Annotated in this window: 22 protein-coding genes; 13 read left to right on the top strand and 9 right to left on the bottom strand. The window is 70.4% G+C overall.

The genetic code is table 11. The annotated features are described in order from the left end of the window. Positions 1-104: 104 nt before the first annotated feature. Positions 105-461 (bottom strand): iron-sulfur cluster assembly accessory protein, encoded by a 357-nt coding sequence (locus ACFVYE_RS40065; protein WP_030933606.1) that lies wholly within the window; start codon positions 459-461, stop codon positions 105-107. Positions 462-684: 223 nt separating this feature from the next. Here ACFVYE_RS40065 and nadA point away from each other — a divergent pair, with 223 nt between their 5' ends. Further along, positions 685-1,884, top strand: coding sequence for a quinolinate synthase NadA (nadA, locus tag ACFVYE_RS40060; RefSeq protein ID WP_383971568.1), 1,200 nt, complete (start codon positions 685-687; stop codon positions 1,882-1,884). 110 nt (positions 1,885-1,994) lie between these two features. On the opposite strand, the gene ACFVYE_RS40055 is transcribed toward nadA, so the two are convergent. The 5 genes from ACFVYE_RS40055 to ACFVYE_RS40035 form a co-directional block, all read right to left on the bottom strand. Then, the gene (locus ACFVYE_RS40055; protein ID WP_389608612.1) at positions 1,995-5,150 is read right to left on the bottom strand and encodes an efflux RND transporter permease subunit; all 3,156 of its coding nucleotides are present in this window, start codon (positions 5,148-5,150) and stop codon (positions 1,995-1,997) included. A 164-nt stretch (positions 5,151-5,314) separates the two neighbouring features. Then, positions 5,315-6,010: a response regulator gene (locus ACFVYE_RS40050; RefSeq protein WP_389608611.1), complete on the bottom strand. Its 696-nt coding sequence runs from the start codon at positions 6,008-6,010 to the stop codon at positions 5,315-5,317. Beyond that, positions 6,007-7,266, bottom strand: a complete 1,260-nt coding sequence (locus tag ACFVYE_RS40045; protein WP_383971559.1) for a sensor histidine kinase — start codon at positions 7,264-7,266, stop codon at positions 6,007-6,009. The genes ACFVYE_RS40050 and ACFVYE_RS40045 overlap by 4 nt, the downstream gene beginning before the upstream one ends. Positions 7,267-7,437: 171 nt before the next feature. After that, the gene (locus ACFVYE_RS40040) at positions 7,438-7,716 is read right to left on the bottom strand and encodes a hypothetical protein (protein WP_389608610.1); all 279 of its coding nucleotides are present in this window, start codon (positions 7,714-7,716) and stop codon (positions 7,438-7,440) included. 9 nt (positions 7,717-7,725) lie between these two features. Next, positions 7,726-8,508 carry a PspA/IM30 family protein gene (locus tag ACFVYE_RS40035; RefSeq protein ID WP_093893567.1) on the bottom strand — a complete coding sequence of 261 codons (783 nt, stop codon included), beginning with the start codon at positions 8,506-8,508 and terminating at the stop codon, positions 7,726-7,728. Positions 8,509-8,804: 296 nt separating this feature from the next. On the opposite strand from ACFVYE_RS40035, the gene ACFVYE_RS40030 reads away from it, so the two are divergent. From ACFVYE_RS40030 to ACFVYE_RS40020, 3 genes are all read left to right on the top strand, one after another. Beyond that, the gene (locus ACFVYE_RS40030; RefSeq protein WP_351258454.1) at positions 8,805-9,404 is read left to right on the top strand and encodes a DUF3043 domain-containing protein; all 600 of its coding nucleotides are present in this window, start codon (positions 8,805-8,807) and stop codon (positions 9,402-9,404) included. A 119-nt stretch (positions 9,405-9,523) separates the two neighbouring features. Beyond that, positions 9,524-10,258, top strand: a complete 735-nt coding sequence (locus ACFVYE_RS40025) for a class I SAM-dependent methyltransferase (RefSeq protein ID WP_383971571.1) — start codon at positions 9,524-9,526, stop codon at positions 10,256-10,258. A gap of 93 nt (positions 10,259-10,351) precedes the next feature. Continuing rightward, a complete protein-coding gene (locus ACFVYE_RS40020; protein ID WP_383971553.1) occupies positions 10,352-11,428 on the top strand; it encodes a S1C family serine protease in 1,077 nt (358 codons plus the stop codon). Positions 11,429-11,491: 63 nt separating this feature from the next. Here the strand turns inward: ACFVYE_RS40020 and ACFVYE_RS40015 are convergent, their stop codons facing one another. After that, positions 11,492-11,701 (bottom strand): hypothetical protein, encoded by a 210-nt coding sequence (locus ACFVYE_RS40015; protein WP_093893560.1) that lies wholly within the window; start codon positions 11,699-11,701, stop codon positions 11,492-11,494. A gap of 127 nt (positions 11,702-11,828) precedes the next feature. On the opposite strand from ACFVYE_RS40015, the gene ACFVYE_RS40010 reads away from it, so the two are divergent. The 5 genes from ACFVYE_RS40010 to ACFVYE_RS39990 all read left to right on the top strand — a co-directional run bounded on the left by ACFVYE_RS40010 (position 11,829) and on the right by ACFVYE_RS39990 (position 17,761). Further along, complete coding sequence (locus tag ACFVYE_RS40010; protein ID WP_383971550.1) at positions 11,829-13,031, top strand: bifunctional adenosylcobinamide kinase/adenosylcobinamide-phosphate guanylyltransferase; 1,203 nt, start codon at positions 11,829-11,831, stop codon at positions 13,029-13,031. Between the two features lie 61 nt (positions 13,032-13,092). Next, positions 13,093-13,932, top strand: a complete 840-nt coding sequence (locus tag ACFVYE_RS40005; RefSeq protein WP_389608609.1) for a class I SAM-dependent methyltransferase — start codon at positions 13,093-13,095, stop codon at positions 13,930-13,932. A gap of 95 nt (positions 13,933-14,027) precedes the next feature. Beyond that, entirely contained in the window at positions 14,028-15,140 is a 1,113-nt protein-coding gene (gene cobT, locus ACFVYE_RS40000; protein WP_383971544.1) for a nicotinate-nucleotide--dimethylbenzimidazole phosphoribosyltransferase, read from the top strand. Positions 15,141-15,224: 84 nt separating this feature from the next. Next, positions 15,225-17,030, top strand: coding sequence for a phosphatidylglycerol lysyltransferase domain-containing protein (locus ACFVYE_RS39995; protein ID WP_383971541.1), 1,806 nt, complete (start codon positions 15,225-15,227; stop codon positions 17,028-17,030). Beyond that, the gene (locus ACFVYE_RS39990; protein WP_383971539.1) at positions 17,027-17,761 is read left to right on the top strand and encodes a hypothetical protein; all 735 of its coding nucleotides are present in this window, start codon (positions 17,027-17,029) and stop codon (positions 17,759-17,761) included. Before ACFVYE_RS39995 ends, ACFVYE_RS39990 begins: the two co-directional genes overlap by 4 nt. Here the strand turns inward: ACFVYE_RS39990 and ACFVYE_RS39985 are convergent. Continuing rightward, entirely contained in the window at positions 17,704-18,465 is a 762-nt protein-coding gene (locus ACFVYE_RS39985; protein WP_383971536.1) for a hypothetical protein, read from the bottom strand. The genes ACFVYE_RS39990 and ACFVYE_RS39985 overlap by 58 nt on opposite strands. A gap of 88 nt (positions 18,466-18,553) precedes the next feature. Here ACFVYE_RS39985 and ACFVYE_RS39980 point away from each other — a divergent pair, with 88 nt between their 5' ends. Beyond that, positions 18,554-19,333, top strand: coding sequence for an adenosylcobinamide-GDP ribazoletransferase (locus tag ACFVYE_RS39980; protein WP_389608608.1), 780 nt, complete (start codon positions 18,554-18,556; stop codon positions 19,331-19,333). On the opposite strand, the gene ACFVYE_RS39975 is transcribed toward ACFVYE_RS39980, so the two are convergent. After that, positions 19,330-20,160 carry an endo alpha-1,4 polygalactosaminidase gene (locus tag ACFVYE_RS39975; protein ID WP_383971530.1) on the bottom strand — a complete coding sequence of 277 codons (831 nt, stop codon included), beginning with the start codon at positions 20,158-20,160 and terminating at the stop codon, positions 19,330-19,332. The two genes, ACFVYE_RS39980 and ACFVYE_RS39975, sit on opposite strands and share 4 nt — an antisense overlap. Before the next feature lie 259 nt (positions 20,161-20,419). Here ACFVYE_RS39975 and ACFVYE_RS39970 point away from each other — a divergent pair, with 259 nt between their 5' ends. From ACFVYE_RS39970 to sucB, 3 genes are all read left to right on the top strand, one after another. Continuing rightward, a complete protein-coding gene (locus ACFVYE_RS39970) occupies positions 20,420-21,976 on the top strand; it encodes a leucyl aminopeptidase (RefSeq protein WP_383971527.1) in 1,557 nt (518 codons plus the stop codon). Between the two features lie 383 nt (positions 21,977-22,359). Beyond that, positions 22,360-23,748 carry a dihydrolipoyl dehydrogenase gene (gene lpdA / locus ACFVYE_RS39965; RefSeq protein WP_383971524.1) on the top strand — a complete coding sequence of 463 codons (1,389 nt, stop codon included), beginning with the start codon at positions 22,360-22,362 and terminating at the stop codon, positions 23,746-23,748. 61 nt (positions 23,749-23,809) lie between these two features. After that, positions 23,810-25,579, top strand: coding sequence for a 2-oxoglutarate dehydrogenase, E2 component, dihydrolipoamide succinyltransferase (sucB, locus tag ACFVYE_RS39960; RefSeq protein WP_383971521.1), 1,770 nt, complete (start codon positions 23,810-23,812; stop codon positions 25,577-25,579). The last annotated feature ends 147 nt before the right edge of the window (positions 25,580-25,726 follow it).

Below are 25,726 nucleotides of genomic sequence, written 5' to 3'. Positions count from 1 at the left end.
CGTGGCCCCCGCGGCCCCCCCCGTCCCCCCCCCCCCCCAACCCCGGGGGGCCCCCGGCGGCGGGGGCCCGCCGCCGTTTGCCGTTCTGCCGCTGCCTTCAGGGCCTAGCTGAAGGAGTCGCCGCAGGCGCAGGAGCCCGTGGCGTTCGGGTTGTCGATCGTGAAGCCCTGCTTCTCGATGGTGTCGACGAAGTCGATGGAGGCGCCACCCAGGTACGGAGCGCTCATGCGGTCGGTGACGACCTTGACGCCGTCGAAGTCCTTCACGACATCGCCGTCGAGCGAACGCTCGTCGAAGAAAAGCTGGTAGCGCAGGCCCGAGCAGCCGCCGGGCTGGACGGCGACGCGCAGCGCCAGGTCGTCACGGCCTTCCTGCTCCAGCAGGCCCTTGACCTTGGCTGCGGCGGCGTCGGACAGGAGGATGCCGTCGCTCACGGTGGTGGTCTCGTCCGATACGGACATCTGCTTCTCTCCCGGGTTGTACGGAGACTGCTTGCCGACGTTGCAACCGTCGGGACCTCGGATTCATTCCGGGCCGAGCGCTTGCCTGTTCCATTCATGCTCGCACACCGGCCACCCGAGGGGATGCGTCACATCGACACTATGGCCGTCGTCAAAGTGACGTGAACCGGATATGATAGATAACGTCATTTAGACGAAAAGGCTCAAAGAAAGGGTACGTGACGTGACCACGGCCCACCCCGTTCAGGATCTCGACGTCCAGCCGACGCCCCTCGCCCTGCTCCTGCTCGGCCGTGAGGCCGACCCGAGGAGCGAGCGCGGCGTCGAGTGCCCCGGCGACCTGCCATCCCCGTCCGACCCGGACCTGGTGGAGCGTGCCCGCGCGGCCAAGGAGAAGCTCGGGGACAAGGTGTTCGTCCTCGGCCACCACTACCAGCGCGACGAGGTCATCCAGTTCGCGGACGTCACCGGCGACTCGTTCAAGCTCGCCCGGGACGCGGCCGCGCGCCCGGAGGCCGAGTACATCGTCTTCTGCGGTGTGCACTTCATGGCCGAGTCGGCGGACATCCTGACCACCGACGACCAGAAGGTCGTACTGCCGGACCTGGCCGCGGGCTGCTCCATGGCCGACATGGCCACCGCCGAGCAGGTCGCCGAGTGCTGGGACGTACTGACCGAGGCCGGGGTCGCCGAGCAGGTCGTACCCGTCTCGTACATGAACTCCTCCGCCGACATCAAGGCCTTCACCGGCAGGCACGGCGGCACGATCTGCACCTCGTCCAATGCGAAGCGGGCGCTGGAGTGGGCCTTCGAGCAGGGTGAGCCCTCGGCAGTCAAGGTGCTCTTCCTGCCCGACCAGCACCTGGGGCGGAACACCGCGGTCCGGGACATGGGGATGTCGCTGGAGGACTGCGTCGTCTACAACCCGCACAAGCCGAACGGCGGGCTGACCGCCGAGGAACTGCGCAACGCCAAGATGATCCTGTGGCGCGGGCACTGCTCGGTGCACGGGCGCTTCTCCGTCGAGTCCGTCAACGATGTGCGCGAGCGGATTCCGGGCGTCAATGTGCTGGTGCACCCGGAGTGCAAGCACGAGGTAGTGGCCGCGGCGGACTACGTCGGCTCGACGGAGTACATCATCAAGGCCCTGGAGGCGGCGCCGGCCGGCTCGAAGTGGGCGATCGGCACCGAGCTGAACCTCGTGCGGCGCCTGGCGAACCGGTTCGCGGCCGAGGACAAGGAGATCGTCTTCCTCGACAAGACGGTCTGCTTCTGCTCGACGATGAACCGGATCGACCTGCCGCACCTGGTGTGGACGCTGGAGTCGCTGGCCGAGGGGAACCTGGTCAACCGGATCGAGGTCGACCCGGAGACGGAGAAGTACGCGAAGCTGGCGCTGGAGCGGATGCTGGCGCTGCCGTAGGAGGTGCGCCGGCGAAGCGGGTGGCGCACCTGCGGCGGAAGTGCGCCGGCGACGCGCGAAGGCCCCGGCACCGTCGAAACGGTGCCGGGGCCTTCGCATGCCCCTGTGCGTTACGCCTTGGCGGGCTCCGGCTCCTCGGAGGTGGTCTCCTCCGGCTGGGCCGGGGCGGACAGGCCGGCCTTCTTCGCCCGCTTGATCGCCTTCTTCTTCGCGCGGCGCTCCTTGCGGAGCTCCACCATCGCGTAGAGCGTCGGCACCAGCAGCAGCGTCAGCAGCGTCGACGTGACCAGGCCGCCGATCACCACGACCGCGAGCGGCTGCGAGATGAAGCCGCCCTCGCCGGTGACGCCGAGCGCCATCGGGAGCAGGGCGAAGATCGTCGCCAGGGCGGTCATCAGGATCGGACGGAGCCGGTGGCGGCCGCCCTCGATGACTGCTTCGACGACGCCCATGCCCTGCGTCCGGTACTGGTTGATCAGGTCGATCAGCACGATCGCGTTGGTGACCACGATGCCGATCAGCATCAGCATGCCGATCATCGCCGGTACGCCCATCGGGGTGCCGGTGACCACGAGCAGGCCGATCGCGCCGGTTGCCGCGAACGGGATGGAGACCAGCAGGATCAGCGGCTGGATCAGGGACCGGAAGGTCGCCACCAGCAGCATGAAGACGATCGCGATCGCGGCCAGCATGGCCAGGCCGAGGTTCAGGAACGCGTCGTTCTGGTCCTCGGAGACACCGCCGATGGTGGCGGTGGCGCCGTCCGGGAGCTTCAGCGCGTTGATCTTCGTCTGGAGCGAGGCGCTGACCGCGCCGGTGTTGTCACCGGTGGGCTTGGCGGTGATGGTCGCGGCGCGCTGGCCGTCGATCCGGGTCATCGAGACCGGTCCGGGAACCAGCTCGACGTCGGCGATCCGGCCGAGCTTGACCGGGCCGAGGGAGAGGTTCTTCAGCTCGGCCATCGTGGTGGCCGGGTGGGCGGACTTGATGACGACATCACGCTCGGTGTCGTCCATGATCGCCTTGCCGGACGGGGTGCCGCGCACCGCTCCGGCGACAGCCGCGCCGAGCGTGGTCTGGTTGAAACCGGCGTCGGCGGCCTTGGCGTTGGCCTTGACCGAGATCCGCGGGACGCTCTGCGCCAGGTCGCTCTGGACGTCGGTGACGTCCTTCAGCTTGGCCACCTCGGCCCGTACCTCTTCGGACGCCTTCTTCAGCACGTCCGCGTCGGCGGCCTTGACCACGACGCTGAGGTCCTGGCTGCCGAAGCTGCCGCCCGCGGAGATGGTGGTGTCACCGATGCCGTCGAGCTTGCCGAGCTCCGTGTCGAGGCGCTTCTGCACGGCCTCGGAGTCGCCCGCGTCCTTCAGGGTGATCTGGTACGAGGCCTGGTTGGAGCCCGTACCGCCGCCGAAGGCCGCCATGAAGCCGGAGGAGCCGACGGTGACCTGGTAGTCCTTGACGCCCTTGTCGCCGGCGAGGACCTTCTCGACCTTCTTGGCCGCCGCGTCGGCGGCCGCCAGGCTGGTGCCGGGGGTCAGCTCCTGCTTGACGGAGAGGACCTCCTGCTCGCCCTGGTCGAAGAAGTTGGTCTTCAGCAGCGGGGCCATGCCGAAGGTGCCGAACAGCACCACGATGGCGATGACGATGCTGGTGATACGGCGCCGGGTCGCGAACTGCAGCACCGGGACGTACAGCCGCTGGAGCCGGCTGCGGGCTTCCTTCTCCTCGGCCTTGCGACGGGCCTCGTCCGGGTTCTCCGTGCTGCCCTTGGGGGCGCGCAGGAACCAGTAGGACAGGACGGGGACGACGGTCAGCGAGACCAGCAGGGAGGCCAGCAGGGCCGCGGTGACGGTCAGCGAGAACGAGCCGAAGAGCTCGCCGACCATGCCGCCGACAAGACCGATCGGCAGGAAGACGGCGACCGTGGTGAGGGTCGAGGAGGTGACCGCGCCGGCCACTTCCTTGACCGCGGTGATGATTGCGGACTGGCGCTCCTCGCCGTAGCTGAGGTGACGCTTGATGTTCTCCAGGACCACGATCGAGTCGTCGACGACGCGGCCGATCGCGATGGTCAGCGCGCCGAGCGTGAGCATGTTGAGCGACAGGTCGCGGGTCCAGAGCACGATCAGCGCGAGGACCACGGAGAGCGGGATGGAGACCGCGGTGACCAGGGTCGAGCGGAGCGACGCGAGGAAGACCAGAATCACGATGACCGCGAAGAGCAGACCGAGCGCGCCCTCGGTGGTCAGACCGGAGATCGCCTTGGAGACGGCGGGGCCCTGGTCGGAGACGACGGTCAGTTCGGCACCGGCGCCGAGGTCCTTGCGGAGGTCGGGGAGCTTGTCCTTGACCGCGTCCGAGATGGCGACGGCGCTGCCGTCCTTGTCCATCGTGGCCATCACGGCGAGGCTCGGCTTGCCGTTGGTACGGGTGATGGAGACCGCGGTGGACGGCTCCTGCTTCACCGTGGCGATGTCACCGACGCGGACCGGCTTGCCGGGCCTGCCCGTCGCCGGGTCCTGGCCGGTGACCCGCAGGTCCTCGATCTGCTTCAGGGAGGTGAAGGAACCACCGACCTGGACGGTACGGCTCTTGCCCGACTCCGAGAAGGCACCGGCGGGGACGGTCGCGCCGGCCGCCTGGAGCGCCTGGGAGAGCGTCGCGGTGTTCAGACCGGCGGCTGCGAGCTCCGTCTCGTCGGGGGTGATGGAGACCTGGAGGTCCTGCACACCGTCGACGGAGACCTGACCGACGCCCTCGATGTCCTCCAGCGCGGGAACGACGGTGCGGTCCAGCTGGTCGGCGAGCGCCTGCTGGTCCTTGTCGGAGGTGACGGCGAGGACGACGGTCGGGATGTCGTCCGTCGAGCCGGCGACGACCTGCGGGTCCACGTCGTCGGGCAGCTGGACGCGGGCGCGGTTCACCGCCTGCTGGATGTCGGCGACGAGCTGCTTGGTGCCCTCGCTGCCGAAGTCGAAGGTCGCCATGATGACGGCGTTGCCCTCGCTGGCGGTCGAGGTGACGCCCGTGACGCCGTCGACGGCCTTGATGGAATTCTCGAGGGGTTCGACGACCTGCTTCTCGACCACATCGGGGGACGCACCCTGGTAGGGGGCGAGCACCGACACCATCGGGAGTTCGATGGTGGGCAGCAGCTGCTGCTTGAGCTGCGGGATCGCGATCGCTCCGAATACGAGGGCGACGATCGAGATCAGCCCGATCAGGGCCCGTTGCGCGAGGCTGAATCTGGACAGCCAGGACATGGGTGGGTCTCTCTTCTGTGGCTTACGCGGCAGATGGGCGGGTGGCTGGGGGACAGACCCGGCCCAGCTATACGATCACCCATCCACAGGACAGAAAGCGTCGGCCCCAGGTCGCTTTCTTATGTCGCGCATACCGCAGGTGGAGTACGCCGTATCTCCACCCGTCACTCCGCCCTGGGACGCACCAGGCCCGATTCATACGCAGTTACCACCAATTGAGCCCGGTCCCGGGCTCCCAGCTTCGCCATCGCCCTGTTCACATGGGTCTTGACGGTGAGCGGGCTGACGACGAGCCGCTCGGCGATCTCGTCGTTGGAGTGCCCGCCCGCGACCAGGACCAGCACCTCGCGTTCGCGGCCGGTGAGCGCGGCGAGCCGCTCGGAGTACTCCGCGGCGCTCGGCCCGTCGCCACCCGAACTGCCGCCCTGCGCAAGGAAGGTGGCGATCAGGCCCTTGGTCGCGGCCGGCGAGAGCAGCGCCTCACCGCCCGCGGCGATACGGATGGCGTTGAGCAGTTCCTCCGGCTCCGCCCCTTTGCCGAGGAAGCCGGACGCCCCGGCCCGCAGCGACTGCACCACGTACTCGTCCACCTCGAAGGTGGTGAGCATGACGACCCGTACGTCCGCCAGGTCCGGATCGGCACTGATCATCCGGGTCGCGGCGAGTCCGTCCGTACCGGGCATCCGGATGTCCATCAGCACCACGTCGGCACGCGTCGAGCGGGCCAGTTCCACGGCCTGTGCGCCGTCCGCCGCCTCGCCGACCACCTCCATGTCGGCCTCCGAGTCGACCAGCACCCGGAACGCGCTGCGCAGCAGCGCCTGGTCGTCGACGAGCAGCACCTTGATGGTCGGTGTCATGTGTTCTCCCCCGTCCGGCCCGCCGCGCCCGGCTCCCTGGGCTCTGCGGTGCGGGCCTTGACGGGCAGGATCGCATGGACCCGGAATCCGCCGCCGTAGCGGGGCCCCGCAGTGAGGGAGCCGCCGAGTGCGGTGACGCGTTCGCGCATGCCGAGGAGGCCGTGACCGCCGCCGTCCCCGTTGCGGACACCTCCGCCCGAGCCGTTGTCGATCACGGTGACCTCGGCCGTGGCGCCGACCCGTACGACGCTCACCTCGGCCTTCGCCCCGGGGCCCGCGTGTTTGCGCACATTGGTCAGCGCCTCCTGGATCACCCGGTACGCGGCCAGGTCGACGGCCGCGGGCAGCGGGGGCCGCCGGTCGGTGCAGGCCACCTCGACCGGGAGCCCGGCCCGCCGGACGGTGTCCACCAGTTCATCGAGGACCGCGAGCCCCGGGGCCGGTTCGGTCGGCGCCTCCGGGTCGCCGGACTGACGCAGCAGCCCGACGGTGGCCCGCAGTTCGTTGAGCGCGGAACGGCTGGCCTCCCGCACGTGGGCCAGCGCCTCCTTGGCCTGGTCCGGGCGCTTGTCCATGACGTGGGCGGCCACCCCGGCCTGGACATTGACCAGGGCGATGTGGTGGGCGACGACGTCGTGCAGATCGCGGGCGATCCGCAGCCGCTCCTCGGCGACCCGGCGCCGGGCCTCCTCGTCACGGGTGCGCTCGGCCCGTTCGGCGCGCTCCCTGATCGCGTCGACGAAGGCGCGCCTGGAACGTACGGCGTCCCCCACGGCGCCGGCCATGCCGGTCCAGGCGAATACGCCGAAGTTCTCCTGGCTGTACCAGGGCGCCGGACCGAAGAACATTGCGGCGGCCGTCAGCGCGGCCATGGTCAGCAGACCGACCCGCCAGGTGGTGGGCCGGTCGGTGCGGGCGGCGACGGTGTACAGCGCGATGACGGTGCTCATCACCACGGGCGCGGGCGGGTCCGATCTCACCAGCTCGACGACCGTCAGCCCGGCGGTGGCCGCGAGCACCGCCATGGGATTGCGCCGCCGCCAGATGAGCGCCACGGCACCGAGCACCATCAGGAGCACACTGCTCGCCTCGGGCCTGCGAGTGCCGAAGGTGGGACCGTTCGGTGCGCCCGGGTGGACGAACGACCCGATGATCATGGCCACCAGTACGGCCAGGGCGAGCGCGGTGTCCAGCGCGAGGGGGTGGTCGCGCAGCCAGTGCCGGATGCGCAGAACCCCGGTTCCGAGGGTGGTCACGTCAAGCTACGTTACGGCGTGTCGCGTGCGAATCGGTCCGGGTCGTACGGAGAAACCGGCACGGAGCGCGCCGAACCGCCACAGTGCCGTGCCGCGGACACAGCCGTGCCCCGTGTCCGGCGGACCGGACACGGGGCACCGACTTGTGCGGGTACTGGAGAGCGACCGGCGTCAGCCGGGGATCAGACCGTCGTCCCGGAGCATGGCGCGCACCTCTTCAAGGGTCGCGTCGGACGACGGCAGGATCAGCTCGGACGGCTCCAGGGAGTCGTCCGGCAAGGGTGTGCCGAACTCGCGCACCCTGGCGAGGAGTGCGTGGAGAGTGGAGCGGAAGGCGGGGCCGTCGCCGCTCTCCATCTCGGCGAGCAGTTCGTCGTCGAGCTTGTTGAGCTCGGCGAGATGGCTGTCGGCCAGTGCGACCTGGCCCTCCCCCATGATCCGTACGATCATGACGCCGCCTCAACTCTTGTCGAACCTGTGCGGGGACTGCGACGACTGCTGCTGCGCCGCATCCTGCGGGCCGCCCTCGATCGCCTGCTGCTGGGTGGAGCCGCCGGCCAGTTCGGCCTTCATGCGCTGCAGCTCCAGCTCCACATCCGTACCACCGGAGATCCGGTCCAGCTCGGCGGCGATGTCGTCCTTCGCCGTCCCGGTCGGGTCGTCCAGGGCGCCGGAGGCGAGCAGCTCGTCGATCGCACCGGCCCGGGCCTGCAGCTGCTGGGTCTTGTCCTCGGCACGCTGGATCGCCAGGCCGACATCGCCCATCTCCTCGGAGATCCCGGAGAAGGCCTCGCCGATCCGGGTCTGCGCCTGGGCTGCGGTGTAGGTGGCCTTGATGGTCTCCTTCTTGGTACGGAAGGCATCGACCTTGGCCTGCAGCCGCTGGGCCGCGAGAGTGAGCTTCTCCTCCTCGCCCTGCAGCGTGGTGTGCTGCGTCTCCAGGTCGGTGACCTGCTGCTGGAGTGCGGCGCGCCGGGACAGCGCCTCACGCGCCAGGTCCTCGCGGCCGAGCGCGAGCGCCTTGCGGCCCTGGTCCTCCAGTTTGGACGACTGCCCCTGCAGCTGATTCAGCTGCAGCTCCAGCCGCTTGCGCGAGGTCGCCACATCGGCGACGCCGCGGCGCACCTTCTGAAGCAGCTCCAGCTGCTTCTGGTACGAATAATCGAGGGTCTCGCGCGGATCCTCGGCCCGGTCAAGGGCCTTGTTTGCCTTCGCGCGGAAGATCATCCCCATACGCTTCATGACACCGCTCATGGGCTTCGCGCGCCCCCTTCTGACGGACTGAGCTCCAGCACTCCAACAGAACCCACAGTACGGGCCCTGCCTCTATTACCGCACTGTTCGAGCACAGATGTGCTCCTCCCCAAGGACGACTGCACCCGGTCACCGCTCCGGCCCAGGGAGTAGGTGGCGGTCGGGGAAACCGGTCGAGACGTCCGCGGCGAACCCATGGGGACACCTGCGAGGACGCAGGCCGTTGCCGGATCGTTCCCGACCGGCCTGGGGCCGCGGCGATCTAACCCGTACCCTTGGGCCTTGTGTTCCGTAGCCGTTCGAAGGAAGAGAAGGCGCCCACCGGCAAGGTGACGGCGGACCTCTCCAAGCAGCCCCGCGACCCGCAGGCCCCCAAAGGTCGCCCCACCCCCAAGCGCAGCGATGCCCAGTCGCAGCGCCGCCGTGCCTCCAGTGGCGCGCCGCTCGACCGCAAGGAGGCCATGAAGCGGCAGCGCGAAGCGCGCCGTGTGGACATGGCCAAGCAGCGTGAGGCGCTCGCCAGTGGCGACGAGCGCTATCTGCCGGCTCGCGACAAGGGCCCGGTGCGGCGCTTCGTCCGCGATTACGTGGACTCGCGTTTCTGCATCGCGGAGTTCTTCCTGCCGCTCGCCGTGATCATCCTGATCCTCAGCGTGATCCAGGTGCAGAACATCCAGAACATCTCGCTGTTGCTCTGGCTCATCGTGATCGTGCTGATCGTCATCGACTCGATCGGGCTCGCGTTCCGCCTGAAGAAGCAGCTGAACGAGCGCTTCCCCGATACGCCGAAGCGTGGCGCGGTCGCCTACGGTCTGATGCGTACGCTTCAGATGCGTCGGCTCCGGCTGCCGAAGCCGCAGGTCAAGCGTGGAGAGCGGCCCTGAGTACGGATATCTCCGGCTCGGCCGGCGGTCCGTCCGCCGGCGCCGCCCCCGCCACCGTCACCGTCACCGTCACCGGATTCTCGGGAGCCTCGTCGGTGTGGCTGAAAGGGCTCGGCGGGCTGCGCAACACCGTCCGCCAGGAGCTCGTCGCCCGGCAGATCGACGAGCAGATCGCGGCCCGCTTCCCGGTCGGGCAGCGGCTGCGTGTCCTCGACGTCGGCATGGGCCAGGGCACCCAGGCACTGCGCCTGGCCAGGGCCGGTCACAGCGTGACGGGCCTGGAGTCCGACGCCGAGATGCTGCGGGTGGCCCGTGAGGCGCTCGGCAGCGAGCCCGCGGGCATCCGCGAACGGGTCCGGCTCATCGAGGGTGACGGCCTGGACACCGGGGTGCACTTCCTGCCCGGCAGCTTCGACGTGGTGCTCTGCCACGGCGTGCTGATGTATGTCCGGGAGCCGGACGCGATGCTGGCCGGACTGGCCCGGATGCTGGCCCCGGGCGGACTCCTCTCGCTGCTCGTACGGAACGCCGATGCGCTGGCGATGCGGCCCGGGACCGCCGGGGACTGGGACGCGGCGCTGGCCGCCTTCGACACGGATACGTACACCAACCGGCTGGGTCTCGCGGTGAGGGCCGACCGGCTGGACGCGCTGACGGCCACGCTCGCCGGGATCGCGGCGCCCCTGCACGCCTGGTACGGGGTGCGCGTCTTCACCGACAACGTGAGCAACGACGTGGAACTGCCTGCCGCCGACGAACTGGAGCGGCTGCTGACCGCGGAGGACCGCGCCGGACGGACCGATCCGTACCGCCGGGTGGCCGCGCTGCTTCATCTGTGCGGAGTGCGGGGCTAGAACCTTCGGGTACGCCGCCGGAGTCGTCCGGCGGCATACCCGGTCGGCCGAACCCAGCAGGCCACCAAAGGGGTTAAAAGTAATAATTCGGACATGGATGCATCCCACTCCCGCAGCCGTGTACGCCGTCTGCTGCTGCCTCTGACCGCAGGTGTCTGCGCAGCCGCCCTGGTGAGCGGCTGCTCGGACGCGAACTCCGATTCGCCATCGGCCCAACCCACCAAGTCGGACTCCGCTTCCGGGACCGTCGGCGATCTGCAGAACGAATACCAGGACGTGATCAAGAACGTCCTGCCGTCGGTCGTGCAGATCGAAGCCTCCAACAGCCTGGGCTCCGGCGTCATCTACGACTCCAAGGGCCATATCGTCACCAACGCCCATGTGGTCGGCAACGAGAAGACGTTCAAGGTCACCGTCGCCACCGGCGAGAAAGTGGTGCGGGCCTCACTGGTCGCCGCCTATCCGGAACAGGATCTGGCCGTCATCAAGCTCGCCGACGTCCCGGAAGGGCTGAAGCCCGCGAAGTTCGGCGACTCGGAGAAGGTCGAGGTGGGACAGATCGTGCTGGCGATGGGCTCGCCGCTCGGGCTGTCCTCCAGCGTCACCCAGGGCATCGTCTCGGCGCTCGGCCGGACCGTCAGCGAAAGCAGCGCGGGCGGTGGCACGGGCGCGACGATCGCGAACATGGTGCAGACCTCGGCGGCCATCAACCCGGGCAACAGCGGCGGTGCGCTGGTCAATCTGAACAGCGAGGTGATCGGCATCCCGACGCTGGGGGCGATCGACCCGCAGATGGGTGACAGCGCGGCGCCGGGGATCGGGTTCGCGATCCCCGCGTCGATGGTGAAGACGATCGCCGATCAGATCATCAAGAGCGGCAAGGTCACCGACTCGGGCCGGGCGGCGCTGAACATCACCGGACGCACGGTCGTCGACGACACCTACCGTCCGGCCGGGGTGGCGCTGGTCGGCGTGACGAAGGGCGGCGCCGCGGACAAGGCGGGGCTGCGGGTCGGCGATGTCATCACCAAGGTCGGAGATCTGCCGGTCCCGACGATCACGTCCCTGTCGGAGGCGCTGGCCTCGGACAAGCCGGGTGAGAAGGTCGAGGTGACGTATCTGCGCAACGGGGCCGAGAAGACGGCAGAGGTCACCCTGGGCGAGATCTAGCGTCAGCCGTACGGGCTCGGAGACAGGCCCGGGCCCGTACGGCTGTTCACGCGCCGGGGCGGATCAGCCCTGGTCGGCCTGGAGGCTCATCGGGCCGTAGATCTTTGTCGTGTCGTCGAAGAGCGTCACCTGGTCCGCCCCGCCGTCGAGGAGTTCCTTCCAGTACTCACCGATCCAGGACTCCGCATCGCCCTGCGTAGTGAATTCCTCCGGCTGCAGGGCCGGCTCCGTCTCCGTACCGTCGGACTTCTCGAACCGCCACGTCCACGCCATGTCCGCCTCCTGGGTCACTTTGCTGCCCGCAGCCTAGTGCCTCCAACCAGTGCGGGAACGGGTCCTGCGCACGCCCGGACACCCCCAAGTCGCGCACCCGCTGCGCGGACGCGGGAGGATCAAAGGCGTGGAACTGACTCTGCTCGGCACCGGAGCCCCCGACGGGCTGCCGCGGCCCGATTGTCCCTGTGCCGCCTGCGCCACCGCCCGCGGTATGCGCTCGCGGGCCGCGACCGCGCTGCTCGTCGACGACGCGCTGCTGCTCGATCTCACCCCGGGGGCCGTGTTCGCCGCAGCCCGTGCCGGGCATTCGCTCACCGGAGTACGGCAGGTGCTGCTCACCCATCCGCACGACGGGCCCGCCGTGGAGCTGCCCGCCGGACTGCCTCCGGCGGGACGCGTGCCGGACGGGCGGGAGCTGACGCTGATCAGCGGTCACCGGGTGAGGGCGGTACCGATGGACGCGCCGGGGACGGGTTACGAGGTGACGGCTCCGGAGGGCGCACGGCTGCTCTACCTGCCGCCGGGCGCCGCGCCCTCAGGTCTCGCGGACCGGGTGGCACAGCCCTACGACATGGTGGTCGGCGATGTGGTCGGGCGGCCGGACGCGGTGGCGCGGCTGCGGGCCGTCGAGGCGATCGGGCCGGCCACCGAGATCATCGCCGTCCATCTGGACCATGACGCACCGCCCGGCGCCGAGCTGGACCGGCGGCTCGCGGCGGCCGGCGCGCGGGCCGTGCCCGACGGGACGACGCTGGTGGTGGGCGAGTACCACTCGGTGCCGGACGTGCCGCGGCGCACGCTGGTGACGGGCGGTGCCAGATCGGGGAAGTCGGTGGAGGCCGAACGGCGTCTGGAGACGTTCCCCGAGGTGGTGTACGTGGCGACCGGTGGAGGCAGGGAAGGGGACACGGAGTGGGCGGCCCGGATCGGGCTGCACCGGGACCGCAGGCCGGCTGCCTGGCGCACCGAGGAGACCTGTGAGCTGGTGGAACTGCTGGAGTCGGACGGGCCGCCGCTGCTGATCGACTGTCTGTCGCTGTGGCTGACGGATGCGATGGACCGGGTGGATGCCTGGGACGACGCGGCATGGGCGAACGGCGGCGAGAGCGCGTTGCGGGAGCGGACCGCCGAGCTGGTCACCGCGGTGCGCGGAACGCGGCGCACGGTCGTCGCCGTGACCAATGAGACCGGCTCGGGAGTGGTGCCCGCGACGGCTGCCGGGCGGCGGTTCCGGGACGAGCTGGGCCGGTTGAACGCCGCGTTCGCCGACGAGTGCGAACAGGTGCTGCTGGTGGTGTCCGGACAGGTGCTGACGCTGCGCGGCTGACCGGGACGCGGAACGGCGGAACGCAGCGCAGGAACGGAACGCGAGAACAGGAGGAGCGGACATGGCACGTGTGCGACCGATGCTGAACGGGGTCCCGGAGACCTTGTTGTGGACGCTCTACAACCGGGCGTACGAGGCGGGGCAGCCCTATCCCGTGCTGGACGATCCGATGGCGCTCCGGTTGCTGAAGGATCTGGACTACCCCTTCGAGGAACGGTTCGGGCGGCCGAACGCCTTCCATTCACAGGCCCAAGGCCTGCGCTCGCGCTGCTTCGACCTGGCCGTGCAGGGGTATCTCGCCGACCGGCCGCAGGCCACTGTGGTCGCGCTCGGAGACGGTCTGGAGACCGGCTTCTGGAGGGTCGACAACGGCCGGCTGAACTGGCTGAGCGTGGAACTGCCCGAGGTCGCCGAGCTGCGCCGGGCGCTGCTGCCCGCCTCGGACCGGCTGCGCACCCTGTCCCGTTCGGCGACCGATCCGTCCTGGCTGGACGAGATCGAGGACCCGGAGGGCCGCGGTGTCGTCGTCACGGCGCAGGGGCTGCTGATGTATCTGCCCCCCAAGGAGGTACGGAGGATCCTGGCGGCCTGTGCCGAACGGCTGCCCGGCGGCGTCCTCGTACTGGACACGATGGCGCGCTGGCTGGCCAGGGGCACGGTGGCCGGCACGTCGAAGGTGGGCGGGATGACCATTCCGCCGATGCGCTGGGCGATGAACCCCGGCGAGCGGCACAAGCTGCGCAGTGCACACCCGGGGATCACCGAGGTGCGGGCGCTGCGGCTGCCGCGGGGGCGGGGCGCGATGGGCGAGCTGATCCGGATCCAGTCGCTGCTCCCGGGGCTGCGGACCCTGACGCCCGCGATGACGCAGCTGCGGTTCGGGGGCGGAACCTCGCACTGACCGGGTGTCAGAAACGTGGCGGGTACTGTTCCGCAGTGAGCCCGCCGCCGGGCTCACCGGCCCACTCCACGTATCGACCCGCGAGGCAGACCCCCGTGAATCTGGACGACTTCTCCGACCTGATCGAACGCCCCGACGGCGGCGTACGGCGCGACGCCGAGGAACGGCGGGAGCGCCTGGTCGTTCCCCCGGGCGCCCTCGGCCGCCTGGACGAGCTGGGCGAATGGCTCTCGGCCGCCCAGCAGACCGTACCGGTCAAGGCGATCGAGCAGCCGCGCGTGGTGCTCTTCGCCGGTGACCACGGGGTTGCCGAACTGGGTGTCTCCGGGCGCGCGGCCGGGACTGCGTACGAGCTGGTTCGGGCCACGCTGGAGGGTGCGACCCCGCTTGCCGTGCTGGCGCGCCAGTTCTCCGTACCGGTACGGATCGTCGACGCCGCTCTGGACTGCGACCCCGAGCTGCTGCCCGAGTCGGTGGTACGTCACCGGGTGCGGCGCGGCAGCGGCCGGATCGACATCGAGGACGCGCTGACGGCCGAGGAGGCCGAGCAGGCGGTACGTCTCGGCATGGCGATCGCCGACGAGGAGGCCGACTCGGGCACCGATCTGGTGGTGCTCGGCGATCTGAGCGTCGGCGGTACGACGGCCGCTGCCACGCTGATCGCGGCGCTGTGCGGCACGGACGCCTCGGTGGTCACCGGGCGTGGCGGTGCGGGGATCGACGATCTGGCGTGGATGCGCAAGTGTGCGGCGATCCGGGACGCGCTGCGGCGGGCCAGGCCGGTCCTCGGTGATCAGCTGGAGCTGCTGGCCACGGTGGGCGGTGCGGACCTGGCGGCGATGACCGGGTTCCTGCTGCAGTGCGCGGTGCGCAGGCTGCCGGTCATTCTGGACGGTGTGGTCTCGTCGGCCTGTGCGCTGGTGGGTCAGCGAGCGGCCTTCCGGGCGCCGGACTGGTGGCTGGCGGGTCAGGCGAGCGGCGAGCCGGCGCAGACCAAGGCACTGGACCGGATGGCACTCAACCCGTTGCTGGACCACGGCGTCATCGTGGGCGAAGGAAGTGGGGCATTGCTCGCACTTCCACTTGTTCGGGCCGCGGCCGCGCTGGCGGCGGAGCTGCCCGAGCGTGCACCCGTCACCGACGAGAAGGACGGCGCCGGCGAAGGGGCCGACGGAAGCGACGCGGACGGCGACGCGACCGACGACTGACGGATCCGGCAGTGCTGCGGCCGCCGAGCACCGGCCGCAGCACAGTCCCCTCATGCAGCGCGATGCACCATATGATCGCTTTTCATGGGAGAGGTCCGATTGGCCACCGAGGAATCCGGGCGGTTCAGCACCCGGCCACCGAGCACCGTCCGGTCACGCCGCAGCGCCGCGTTCGCCATCTGGTATCTGCGCGTCGTGTCGTTCATCAATTTCCTGAGCGCCGTCTGGGTCACTCTCGGCAACGATCTGCGCCGTCACAACACCGCGAACTACTTCACCCCGTACCTGCTCACCGCGGGCTTCTCCTCCGGGGTGGTCGCGCTCTTCCTCGCGGTCACCATGCGCCGCCGCAAGCGGGCCGCGTGGATCGTGAACATGGTGGTGAGCAGTCTTCTGCTGCTGCTCTTCGCCCTGGTGATTCCGTTCCCGGAGGTCCGGCAGTACCCGCAGAACTGGATCTCGCTGGCGCTGACGGCCGTTTTCGTCCTGGCGCTCGTCCTCGGCCGACGCGAGTTCTACGCGAAGGGCGACCGGTCCAATCCGAAGCTGGCCGCCGTCGTCGCGGTCGGCGGGCTGCTGGTCACCTCGCTGATCGCCGCGGGCCTGGTCACCCTCACCAACACCGCGCAGGACGACTACCGCTCGTCCTTCCTGGACCGCTGGCGCTACGGCGCCCTGCGGCTGGTCTCGGTCGCTGCCAACGATGTCGCTTTCCCCGGAATCACCACGCCCGGCTGGGTCAATGTCACCATCAACATCCTCTCCACGCTGCTGCTGATCGCCGTCGTGTACGCGGCGTTCCGGTCCCGCCGGGCCGTCGACCCGATCACCCCGGAGGACGAGGCCCGGTTGCGGGCGCTGCTCGACAAGCACGGCGACCGCGACTCGCTCGGCTACTTCGCACTGCGCCGGGAGAAGAGCGTCATCTGGTCACCGACCGGGAAGGCCGCCGTCGCCTACCGGGTGGTCGGCGGGGTCTCGCTCGCCTCCGGTGATCCCATCGGCGACCCGGAGGCCTGGCCCGGAGCGATCGATCCGTGGCTGGCCGAGGCCCGCGAGCACGGCTGGATCCCGGCGGTGATGGGCGTGAGCGAGGAGGGCGGCACCGTCTACGCGCGGCACGGCCTCGACGCCCTGGAGCTGGGCGACGAAGCGATCGTGGAGACCGCAGAGTTCACCCTCGAAGGACGCGCGATGCGGACCGTCCGCCAGGCGTACAACCGGATCAGGCGCGCCGGGTACGACGTGACCGTGCGCCGGCACGCCGACATCCCCGACGACGAGATGGCCGAACTGGTGCGGCGCGCCGACGACTGGCGCGACGGGGCGACCGAACGCGGCTTCTCGATGGCGCTGGGCCGGCTCGGTGATCCGGCCGACGGGCAGTGCGTGATGCTCGAATGCCGCAACTCGCCCACCGAAGAGGGCGGCGGGCCCGGCGAGTTGCGAGCCGTACTGAGCTTTGTGCCATGGGGACCGAACGGCCTCTCGCTGGACCTGATGCGCCGTGACCGGGACGCCGAGAACGGCCTGATGGAGTTCATGGTCATCGAACTCCTGCAGCGTGCCGAAGAGATCGGGATCACCCAGGTCTCACTGAACTTCGCGATGTTCCGGTCCGTCTTCGAGCGGGGTTCACGGCTCGGCGCCGGACCGGTGCTGAGGCTGTGGCGCTCCATGCTCAGCTTCTTCTCGCGCTGGTGGCAGATCGAGTCGCTCTACCGCGCCAACGCCAAGTACCGGCCGATCTGGGAGCCGCGTTTCATGCTCTTCGAGAAGAGCTCCGACCTTCTGCGCATCGGCCTCGCCGCGGGCCGCGCCGAAGGGTTCCTGGAGGCACCCGGTCTGCCCAAGTGGATGCACCGCTCGCATCTCGGGGCCGGTGGATGAGACCCGTACACGCGCTGGTCCGGGCGGCTCGCCGCGAGTGGGGTCCGCTCGCGGCGACCATACGCGCAGGGCTCGCCGCCTCCCGGCTGCGGGCTGTCCCGATGACGCTGGCTTCGGTCTGCCTGACGGCGCTGCTCCATACGGTGCAGAGCCAGTCGTGGGGCTTCCGGGTGGTACGCGAGCTCGGGGCGGTGCGGGCCGAGGATCCGTTGTGGGAGGCCCTGCTGCGTACCCCGTTGTCGCTGTTCGTCCCGGCGCTGGATCTGCCGGCGTGGGGGGCGCTGGTGCAGATCCTGGTGGTGTTCGGGAGCGCCGAGATCTGTCTCGGCCGGTGGCGCACACTCCTGATCGCGTACGTCGCGACGCTGGCCGGGACGCTGTACGCGCGGATCGGTGTCGCGCTCGGTCCTGACGGGCTGTTCGGACTGCCCGCCTCCGACGCCCGGGTCGTCGACACCGGTCCGTCGGCGGCGGTGGTCGGTCTCGCCGTCTATGTGTGCTGCGTCTACCGGGCCTGGTTCACCGGGGCGCTGGTGGTCGTGGCGATGGTCGCCGAGATGATCCTCAAGAACAATCTGGCCGGCAAGGAGCATCTGGCGGCGATCGCCGCGGTGCTCGTGCTGTGCGCCGTCATGGTCGGCCGGGACCGGCGCCGGCATCCGCGCCGCCGTGATCAGGGCTTGCGTACGGGGGCCGGAACCCGGTCCGGTGCGCCGCCGATCAGGTCCTGAAATCTGCGGCGCGGGCCCGCCCAGCGCAGATCGTGGTGGTAGGCGCGCAGCACCGCCCGGGCGCGGGCGCGGTGGCGGTTGCGGTAGAAGCGCTTCGCCCACATCGAGGTCGGCCGGGCCAGCCGGATCGCCCCGATCAGCGCCACGAACGGGACGAGGGTGCCTACGACCGCGAGCCGCGCCTTGCCCTTGAACAGGGCGATCAGCACGAAGCAGAAGTTGACGACCAGGGTCAGGATGACGCCGAGCCTGCCCTGCTGCTGGTCACTGCTCAGCTCGTTCACGCCGAGCGGTGAGAAACCGGCCAGGACCAGCAGCACCAGCGCCGCGGTGAGGACCACGGCCTCCACACTCTGGCGGCCCTCCTCGGTCCAGTACACATCGTCGAGGTGGAGGATCAGGGCGAACTCGTCCAGCACCAGACCCGCACCCATGCCGAAGATCACCGCACAGACCCCCGCGGTGACACCCTGGCGGCCACTGGCGACCGCCCCGAAGCCACCGATGACGCTCAGCACCACACCGGGCACCACGTGGTGGACATGCACTCCGCCGGGCGTGATGTTGCGGAACGGGCCCTTCCCGGCCCGGATCATCCGCGTGATGACCCGGGTGATGGCGAAGGTGAGCACGAAGGCGGCCAGGGCGAGGAGCAGCGGCAGCTTTCCCGGCTCGACGATGTTCTGATCGAACCAGTGACCCATGCCACCCACTCCCGATAAGCTGCTTTTGCCACGATCTGCCGTGTTCCGCACAATCTATCGGCCCGTCACACCGATTAGCCTGCGCGCCGTGACCTCCCTGAACAGCCATGGCCTCCGCTTCGCCTTCGGCACCCTCACCGTGCTCCCCGTCCGCGTCACCCGCTGGGACCGCCGGGCCGCCCGCGCCGGGATGCTGTGCGCGCCGACAGCCGGTCTCGTCGTGGGGCTGCTCGCGGCTGTGCCCGGCTGTCTGTTGCTGCTGCTCGGCTCCGGTCCGCTGCTCGCCGCGGTCGCCTCCGCCGCCGTGCCGGCGGTGCTGACCCGGGGTCTGCATCTGGACGGTCTCGCGGACACCGCCGACGGCCTGGGCAGCGGCAAACCCGCCGACGACGCCCTGCGGATCATGAAGCAGTCGGACATTGGGCCATTCGGTGTGATCACCCTGCTGTTCGTGCTGCTGGCCCAGGTCGCGGTCCTCTACCAGCTCTACGGGCAGAGCTGGGCGCACGGCACGGTGGCGGCGGCCGTCGCCGCGGTCACCGCCCGGCTGGCGCTCACCCTGGCCTCCCGTCAGGGCGTACCGGCGGCCCGTCCGGAAGGGCTGGGTGCGGCGGTGGCGGGAACGGTCCCGGTCCGGGCCGCGGTGGCGGTCGGGGCCGTCACGGTCGCGGCCTGTGCGGGTGCCGGTGCGCTCCTCGGCGGGTACGGGGCGTTGCACCATGCCCTCGCCGCGCTGGCCGCCCTCGGCGTCGCCCAACTCCTGCTGCGGCACTGTGTACGGCGCTTCGGCGGGGTGACCGGCGATGTCTTCGGCGCACTGGCGGAGACGGCGGCGACGGCGGCCCTGATGGTCCTGGCGCTCGGTTAGGGGCGGGCCTTCGGGCACTCCTGGCGCCATTCGCCCAGCTCGTACCTCTTCCGCAGCGAACTGAGCCCGAGCCGCTTCGACCCGGCGCAGAACCGGGCGACCGGCAGCTCGTACTCCACATGGAAGACGGCCTTGCCCGCCTTCACGAACGGTGTGAGGGCCTCGCACTCCCCGTACTGCGCGCACTGCTCATTGACCGCGAAGTCGAAGTCCGGCTCCAGCTCCGGGATCTGACCGAGGTCGTTCTTCAGACCGACGGCGAGTCCATGGCGGTGGGCGATACGGGCGATGAGCCGGTTGTAGCGCAACTGGTCGGCGGCGGTCAGCGGGAAGCCCGTGCGGTTTCGGTAGCCGTCCATGTTGTCGGGCTCCACCGCGTCGAAGCCCTTCTTCGCGCACATGGCGATCCGCGCCTCCATCAGCGGCCCCAGGACGTCCGTGCGGCGGATGTCGAGCCACCGCTCCCCCGCCCAGCCGTTGCCCTTTCCCCGTACCGGGGCGGGGAACTTCCCGGCGTCCGGGCGGAACTCCTCCCAGGCACCGGTGGAGAGGTAGCAGATCACCTTGCGGCCCCGGCGGTGCAGGTCGGCGACGGCCGGAGCCTTGTGCTCGAAGCCGTCGATGTCGTACACCGGGACGTCCACCGTGGGGTCCAGCCGGCCGGAGAGCTGCCACTGCCAGCCGATGCCCGGCTCCGGCCGCCAACGGCCCGTGCCGGCGGGTTCCGGCGCCGAGGTGCAGCCGGCCAGCAGGGCCAGCAGAATCAGTACGGCGACCGGCAGCGCCGGTCCCGGCCGGTTCACGCGTGCGGCCCCACAGGCGCGCATGGCTCTCCCCCCGTCGGTCCACCGCCGCCAACGACCCTACTTCCACGGCCCGTTCCAGCTGCACGGCCCCGGCCCCGGCTGCCCGGAACCGGGGCATCGACGCCACAACGGGCCGCCGACGGCCCGCCGACGTGATCCCGCAGCAAAGGCGCGCGTAGGCTCATTCCCGGCACATTGCGGCGGCGTCTACGATGCGCCGGGCACGGTCGGCCCACCCCTCGACCGACAACGAACTCAACGGAAGCGAGATTTCACCACCGTGACTGCTCTCACTCTCAGCACTGCCGGTGCGGCGACGCTGCGCGCCGACGCACTCGTCGTCGGCGTCGCCAAGGGCGCTGGATCCAAGTCTGGGGACCTGGTCCTCGCACCGGGCGCCGAGGCCGTGGACAAGGCGTTCGACGGAAAGCTCGCCACCGTCCTGGCGGCCCTGGGCGCCGCTGGTGCCGAGGGCGAGGTGACCAAGCTCCCCGCGCCCGCCGGCCTCAAGGTCCCGGTCGTCATCGCGGCCGGACTCGGCTCCGTCCCGAAGAAGGACGCGGCGTACGACGCCGAGGCGCTGCGCCGGGCCGCCGGCTCGGCCGCCCGCGCCCTGAGCGGTTCGAAGAAGGCCGGCTTCGCGCTGCCCATCGAGTCCGCCGAGGACGCCGAGGCGATCGCCGAGGGCGCGCTCCTCGGTGCGTACGCCTTCACCGCGTACCAGGGCGGCGAGAACAAGCTGGCGCCCAAGGACAAGAAGAACGGCAACGGCGCGAAGCTGCCGCTCGGCGAGGTCGCCCTGCTCGGCGCCAAGCCGCGCGACAAGGCGTTCAAGGCGGCCGCCGAGCGTGCCGTCGCGGTCGTCGAGGAGATCAACCGCGCCCGCGACCTGATCAACACCCCGCCGAACGACCTGTACCCCGAGTCCTTCGCCGCCGTGGCCACCGCCGCCGGCAAGGAGCACGGCATCAAGGTGCAGGTCCTCGACGAGAAGGCGCTCCTCAAGGGCGGCTTCGGCGGTCTGCTGGGCGTCGGCCAGGGCTCGACCCACGGCCCGCGTCTGGTGAAGCTCGCCTACACGCACCCGAAGGCGGAGAAGACCCTGGCCCTGGTCGGCAAGGGCATCACCTACGACTCGGGCGGCATCTCGCTGAAGCCGGCCGGCCACAACGAGACGATGAAGTGCGACATGAGCGGCGCCGCCGCCGTGTTCGCAACCGTCGTCGCGGCCGCCCGTCTCGGCCTCCAGGTCAACGTCACCGGCTGGCTGGCGCTCGCAGAGAACATGCCGTCCGGCAACGCCACCCGCCCCGGTGACGTGCTGCGCATGTACAGCGGCAAGACCGTCGAGGTCCTCAACACGGACGCCGAGGGCCGGCTCGTCCTCGCCGACGCGCTGACCCGCGCCTGTGAGGAGAACCCGGACGCGATCGTCGACGTGGCGACCCTGACCGGCGCGATGGTGCTGGCGCTGGGCAACCGCACCTTCGGCATCATGGCGAACGACGACGCCTTCCGTACCTCCATCCACGAGATCGCCGAGGAGGTCGGCGAGGCCTCCTGGCCTATGCCGCTCCCCGCCGACCTGCGCAAGGGCATGGACTCCCCGACCGCCGACATCGCCAACATGGGCGAGCGGATGGGCGGCGGCCTGGTGGCCGGTCTGTTCCTGCAGGAGTTCGTGGGCGAGGGCATCGCCTGGGCGCACCTGGACATCGCGGGCCCGGCCTTCCACGAGGGCGCGCCGTACGGCTACACGCCGAAGGGCGGCACCGGTTCCGCCGTCCGCACGCTGGTGAAGCTGGCGGAGCGCACCGCTGCCGGAGACCTCGGCTGAGGTCGCAGCCGACATACGGCCCCGGGCATACGTCCGGGGCCGTAGGCGTTCCCCCGGTGGCATCGCAGCACGGATCCGGCAGGTTTCGCTCTCGACGAAATCAGCAGGCCCTCCCGTCTCCCACCACCACCCTTCCAAGGCCGCGCTGCGCGCCTATTCTTTTTATTTCTACGCAGCGGTAACCGCCCGAGACGGATGATCATCCGTCTCGGACCCGGGCCCCGCGTCCCGCCCGCCGTCAACAAGTGCGAAGATGGGTTCTCGGCAGGACAGGGCCCCCACCACAGGGCCGAATAACAAAAGCGGCCGAACACCAGCCGACCGGCCGGTCATCCCCCAGCGACGGGGCCCGGCATACGGCGCACATGCATGGAGGACGTGACGTGGCGAACGACGCCAGCACCGTTTTCGACCTAGTGATCCTCGGCGGTGGTAGCGGCGGTTACGCCGCGGCCCTGCGCGGAGCGCAGCTGGGCCTGGACGTCGCTCTGATCGAGAAGGGCAAGGTCGGCGGCACCTGCCTGCACAACGGCTGCATCCCCACGAAGGCCCTGCTGCACGCCGGCGAGATCGCCGACCAGGCGCGCGAGGCCGGCCAGTTCGGTGTCAAGGCCACCTTCGAGGGCATCGACATCGAGGCCGTCCACAAGTACAAGGACGACGTGATCTCGGGCCTGTACAAGGGTCTGCAGGGTCTCGTCGCCTCGCGCAAGGTGCACTACATCGAGGGCGAGGGACGGCTCTCCTCCCCCACCTCGGTGGATGTGAACGGCCAGCGCATCCAGGGCCGCCACGTGCTGCTCGCGACCGGCTCCGTGCCGAAGTCGCTGCCGGGCCTGGAGATCGACGGCAACCGCATCATCTCCTCGGACCACGCGCTGAAGCTGGACCGTGTCCCGAAGTCCGCGATCGTGCTGGGCGGCGGCGTCATCGGCGTCGAGTTCGCCTCGGCGTGGACGTCCTTCGGCACCGACGTCACGATCATCGAGGGTCTGAAGCACCTCGTCCCGGTCGAGGACGAGAACAGCTCGAAGCTTCTTGAGCGCGCCTTCCGCAAGCGCGGCATCAAGTTCAACCTCGGTACGTTCTTCCAGAGCGCCGAGTACACGCAGGACGGCGTCCGCGTGACCCTCGCCGACGGCAAGACCTTCGAGGCCGAGGTGCTGCTGGTCGCCATCGGCCGCGGCCCGGTCTCACAGGGTCTGGGCTACGAGGAGGCCGGCGTCGCGATGGACCGCGGCTACGTCCTCGTCGACGAGTACATGCAGACCAACGTGCCCACCATCTCGGCCGTGGGTGACCTGGCCCCGACGCTCCAGCTCGCGCACGTCGGCTTCGCCGAGGGCATCCTGGTGGCGGAGCGGCTGGCCGGTCTGAAGACCGTTCCGATCGACTACGACGGTGTCCCGAGGGTGACGTACTGCCACCCCGAGGTCGCCTCCGTGGGCATCACCGAGGCCAAGGCCAAGGAGCTCTACGGCGCGGACAAGGTCGTCGCTCTGAAGTACAACCTCGCGGGCAACGGCAAGAGCAAGATCCTCAAGACCGCGGGCGAGATCAAGCTCGTCCAGGTCAAGGACGGTGCCGTGGTCGGCGTCCACATGGTCGGTGACCGTATGGGCGAGCAGGTCGGCGAAGCCCAGCTGATCTACAACTGGGAGGCGCTGCCCGCCGAGGTCGCGCAGCTCATCCACGCCCACCCGACCCAGAGCGAGGCGCTCGGCGAGGCCCACCTGGCCCTGGCCGGCAAGCCCCTGCACTCCCACGACTGATCAGTCGACCGGGCGCGACGACCGACCTACTTCCGCACTTTCGTAAGGAGCAACTGAAACCATGTCGGTTTCCGTAACCCTTCCGGCGCTCGGCGAGAGCGTCACCGAGGGCACTGTCACCCGCTGGCTGAAGGCCGAGGGCGAGCGCGTCGAGGCCGACGAGCCGTTGCTCGAGGTTTCGACCGACAAGGTCGACACCGAGATCCCGGCCCCCGCGGCCGGCATCCTCGCCGCCATCAAGGTCGCCGAGGACGAGACCGTCGAGGTCGGCGCCGAGCTGGCCATCATCGACGACGGCACGGGTGCGCCCGCTGCCGCCGCGGCCCCGGCCGCCGAGCCCGCGGCCGCCCCGGCCCCGGCGCCGGTCGCCGAGGCTCCCGCTGCCGCTGCTCCGGCCCCCGTGGCCGAGGCTCCGGCCGCGGCCGCACCGGCCGGTGGCGCCGCCGGTACCGACGTCACCCTCCCGGCGCTCGGCGAGAGCGTCACCGAGGGCACCGTCACCCGCTGGCTGAAGGAGGTCGGCGAGGAGGTCACGGAGGACGAGCCCCTCCTGGAGGTCTCCACGGACAAGGTCGACACGGAGATCCCGGCCCCGGTTTCCGGTGTGCTGCTGGAGATCGTCGTCGCCGAGGACGAGACCGCCGAGGTCGGCGCCAAGCTTGCCGTCATCGGTGCCGCCGGTGCCGCTCCGGCGGCTGCCCCGGCCCCGGCCGCTCCGGCGCCCGTCGCCGCCCCGGCCCCGGCTCCGGCTCCGGCCGCCGCTGCCCCCGCACCGGCACCGGTCGCTCCGGCCGCCCCCGCGCCGGCTCCGGCCCCGGTGGCGCCCGCCGCCCCGGTCGCCGCTCCGGCACCGGTCGCCCCGGCCGCTCCGGCGCCGGTCGCCCCGACGGCCCCCGTCGACGAGGGCGCGTACGTCACGCCGCTGGTCCGCAAGCTCGCCGCCGAGAACGGCGTCGACCTGGGCGCGGTCAAGGGCACCGGCGTCGGTGGCCGTATCCGCAAGCAGGACGTCGTCGCCGCCGCGGAGGCCGCCAGGGCCGCCGCTGCCGCTCCGGCTCCGGCCGCCGCTGCCCCGGCAGCGAAGGCGCCGAAGCTGGAGGCCTCCCCGCTGCGCGGTCAGACGGTCAAGATGACCCGCATGCGCAAGGTCATCGGCGACAACATGATGAAGGCGCTGCACTCGCAGGCCCAGCTGACCTCGGTCCTCGAGGTCGACATCACGAAGCTGATGAAGCTGCGCAACCAGGCGAAGGCCGCGTTCGCCGCCCGTGAGGGCGTCAAGCTGTCCCCGATGCCGTTCTTCGTGAAGGCGGCGGCCCAGGCGCTGAAGGCCCACCCGGTCATCAACGCCCGGATCAACGAGGACGAGGGCACCATCACGTACTTCGACTCGGAGAACATCGGCATCGCCGTGGACGCCGAGAAGGGTCTGATGACCCCGGTCATCAAGGGCGCGGGCGACCTGAACATCGCCGGCATCTCGAAGAAGACCGCCGAGCTGGCCGGGAAGGCCCGCGGTGGCGGCCTGACGCCGGACGACATGTCCGGCGCCACCTTCACCATCAGCAACACCGGCTCGCGCGGTGCGCTGTTCGACACCGTCATCGTGCCCCCGAACCAGGCAGCCATCCTGGGCATCGGTGCCACGGTCCGCCGCCCGGTGGTCATCGACCACCCGGACCTCGGCGAGACGATCGCGGTGCGCGACATGACGTACCTCTCGCTCTCCTACGACCACCGTCTGGTGGACGGCGCGGACGCCGCCCGCTACCTGACCGCGGTCAAGGCGATCCTGGAGGCCGGTGAGTTCGAGGTCGAGCTCGGCCTCTGAGCACCACGGTTGTAACCAGCCTCACCAGCGGCGGCCCCCCCCCCCCCACCACCAAAAAAAAAACACCCCCCTCGGGGGGGGGGCCCGCCCGCCCCCCCCGCCACGGCCCCCGCCCCACGACCCCCGACCCGTTGCACAGCCCGATTG

The organism is Streptomyces sp. NPDC058239, from assembly GCF_042882185.1.
GTDB lineage: Bacteria > Actinomycetota > Actinomycetes > Streptomycetales > Streptomycetaceae > Streptomyces.
This window is presented reverse-complemented; position numbering and strand designations above follow the sequence as displayed.

What these genes read in the sequence shown, in the direction of transcription:
- ACFVYE_RS40050 (WP_389608611.1), bottom strand. Translation starts at nt 6,010, where the DNA reads ATGACACCGACCATCAAGGTGCTGCTCGTCGACGACCAGGCGCTGCTG.
- ACFVYE_RS39985 (WP_383971536.1), bottom strand. Translation starts at nt 18,465, where the DNA reads ATGGGTCACTGGTTCGATCAGAACATCGTCGAGCCGGGAAAGCTGCCG.
- ACFVYE_RS40020 (WP_383971553.1), top strand. Translation starts at nt 10,352, where the DNA reads ATGGATGCATCCCACTCCCGCAGCCGTGTACGCCGTCTGCTGCTGCCT.
- sucB (WP_383971521.1), top strand. Translation starts at nt 23,810, where the DNA reads ATGTCGGTTTCCGTAACCCTTCCGGCGCTCGGCGAGAGCGTCACCGAG.
- ACFVYE_RS39990 (WP_383971539.1), top strand. Translation starts at nt 17,027, where the DNA reads ATGAGACCCGTACACGCGCTGGTCCGGGCGGCTCGCCGCGAGTGGGGT.
- ACFVYE_RS40005 (WP_389608609.1), top strand. Translation starts at nt 13,093, where the DNA reads ATGGCACGTGTGCGACCGATGCTGAACGGGGTCCCGGAGACCTTGTTG.
- ACFVYE_RS40015 (WP_093893560.1), bottom strand. Translation starts at nt 11,701, where the DNA reads ATGGCGTGGACGTGGCGGTTCGAGAAGTCCGACGGTACGGAGACGGAG.
- ACFVYE_RS40040 (WP_389608610.1), bottom strand. Translation starts at nt 7,716, where the DNA reads ATGATCGTACGGATCATGGGGGAGGGCCAGGTCGCACTGGCCGACAGC.
- ACFVYE_RS40035 (WP_093893567.1), bottom strand. Translation starts at nt 8,508, where the DNA reads ATGAAGCGTATGGGGATGATCTTCCGCGCGAAGGCAAACAAGGCCCTT.
- ACFVYE_RS40065 (WP_030933606.1), bottom strand. Translation starts at nt 461, where the DNA reads ATGTCCGTATCGGACGAGACCACCACCGTGAGCGACGGCATCCTCCTG.
- ACFVYE_RS39975 (WP_383971530.1), bottom strand. Translation starts at nt 20,160, where the DNA reads ATGCGCGCCTGTGGGGCCGCACGCGTGAACCGGCCGGGACCGGCGCTG.
- ACFVYE_RS39995 (WP_383971541.1), top strand. Translation starts at nt 15,225, where the DNA reads ATGGGAGAGGTCCGATTGGCCACCGAGGAATCCGGGCGGTTCAGCACC.
- ACFVYE_RS40055 (WP_389608612.1), bottom strand. Translation starts at nt 5,150, where the DNA reads ATGTCCTGGCTGTCCAGATTCAGCCTCGCGCAACGGGCCCTGATCGGG.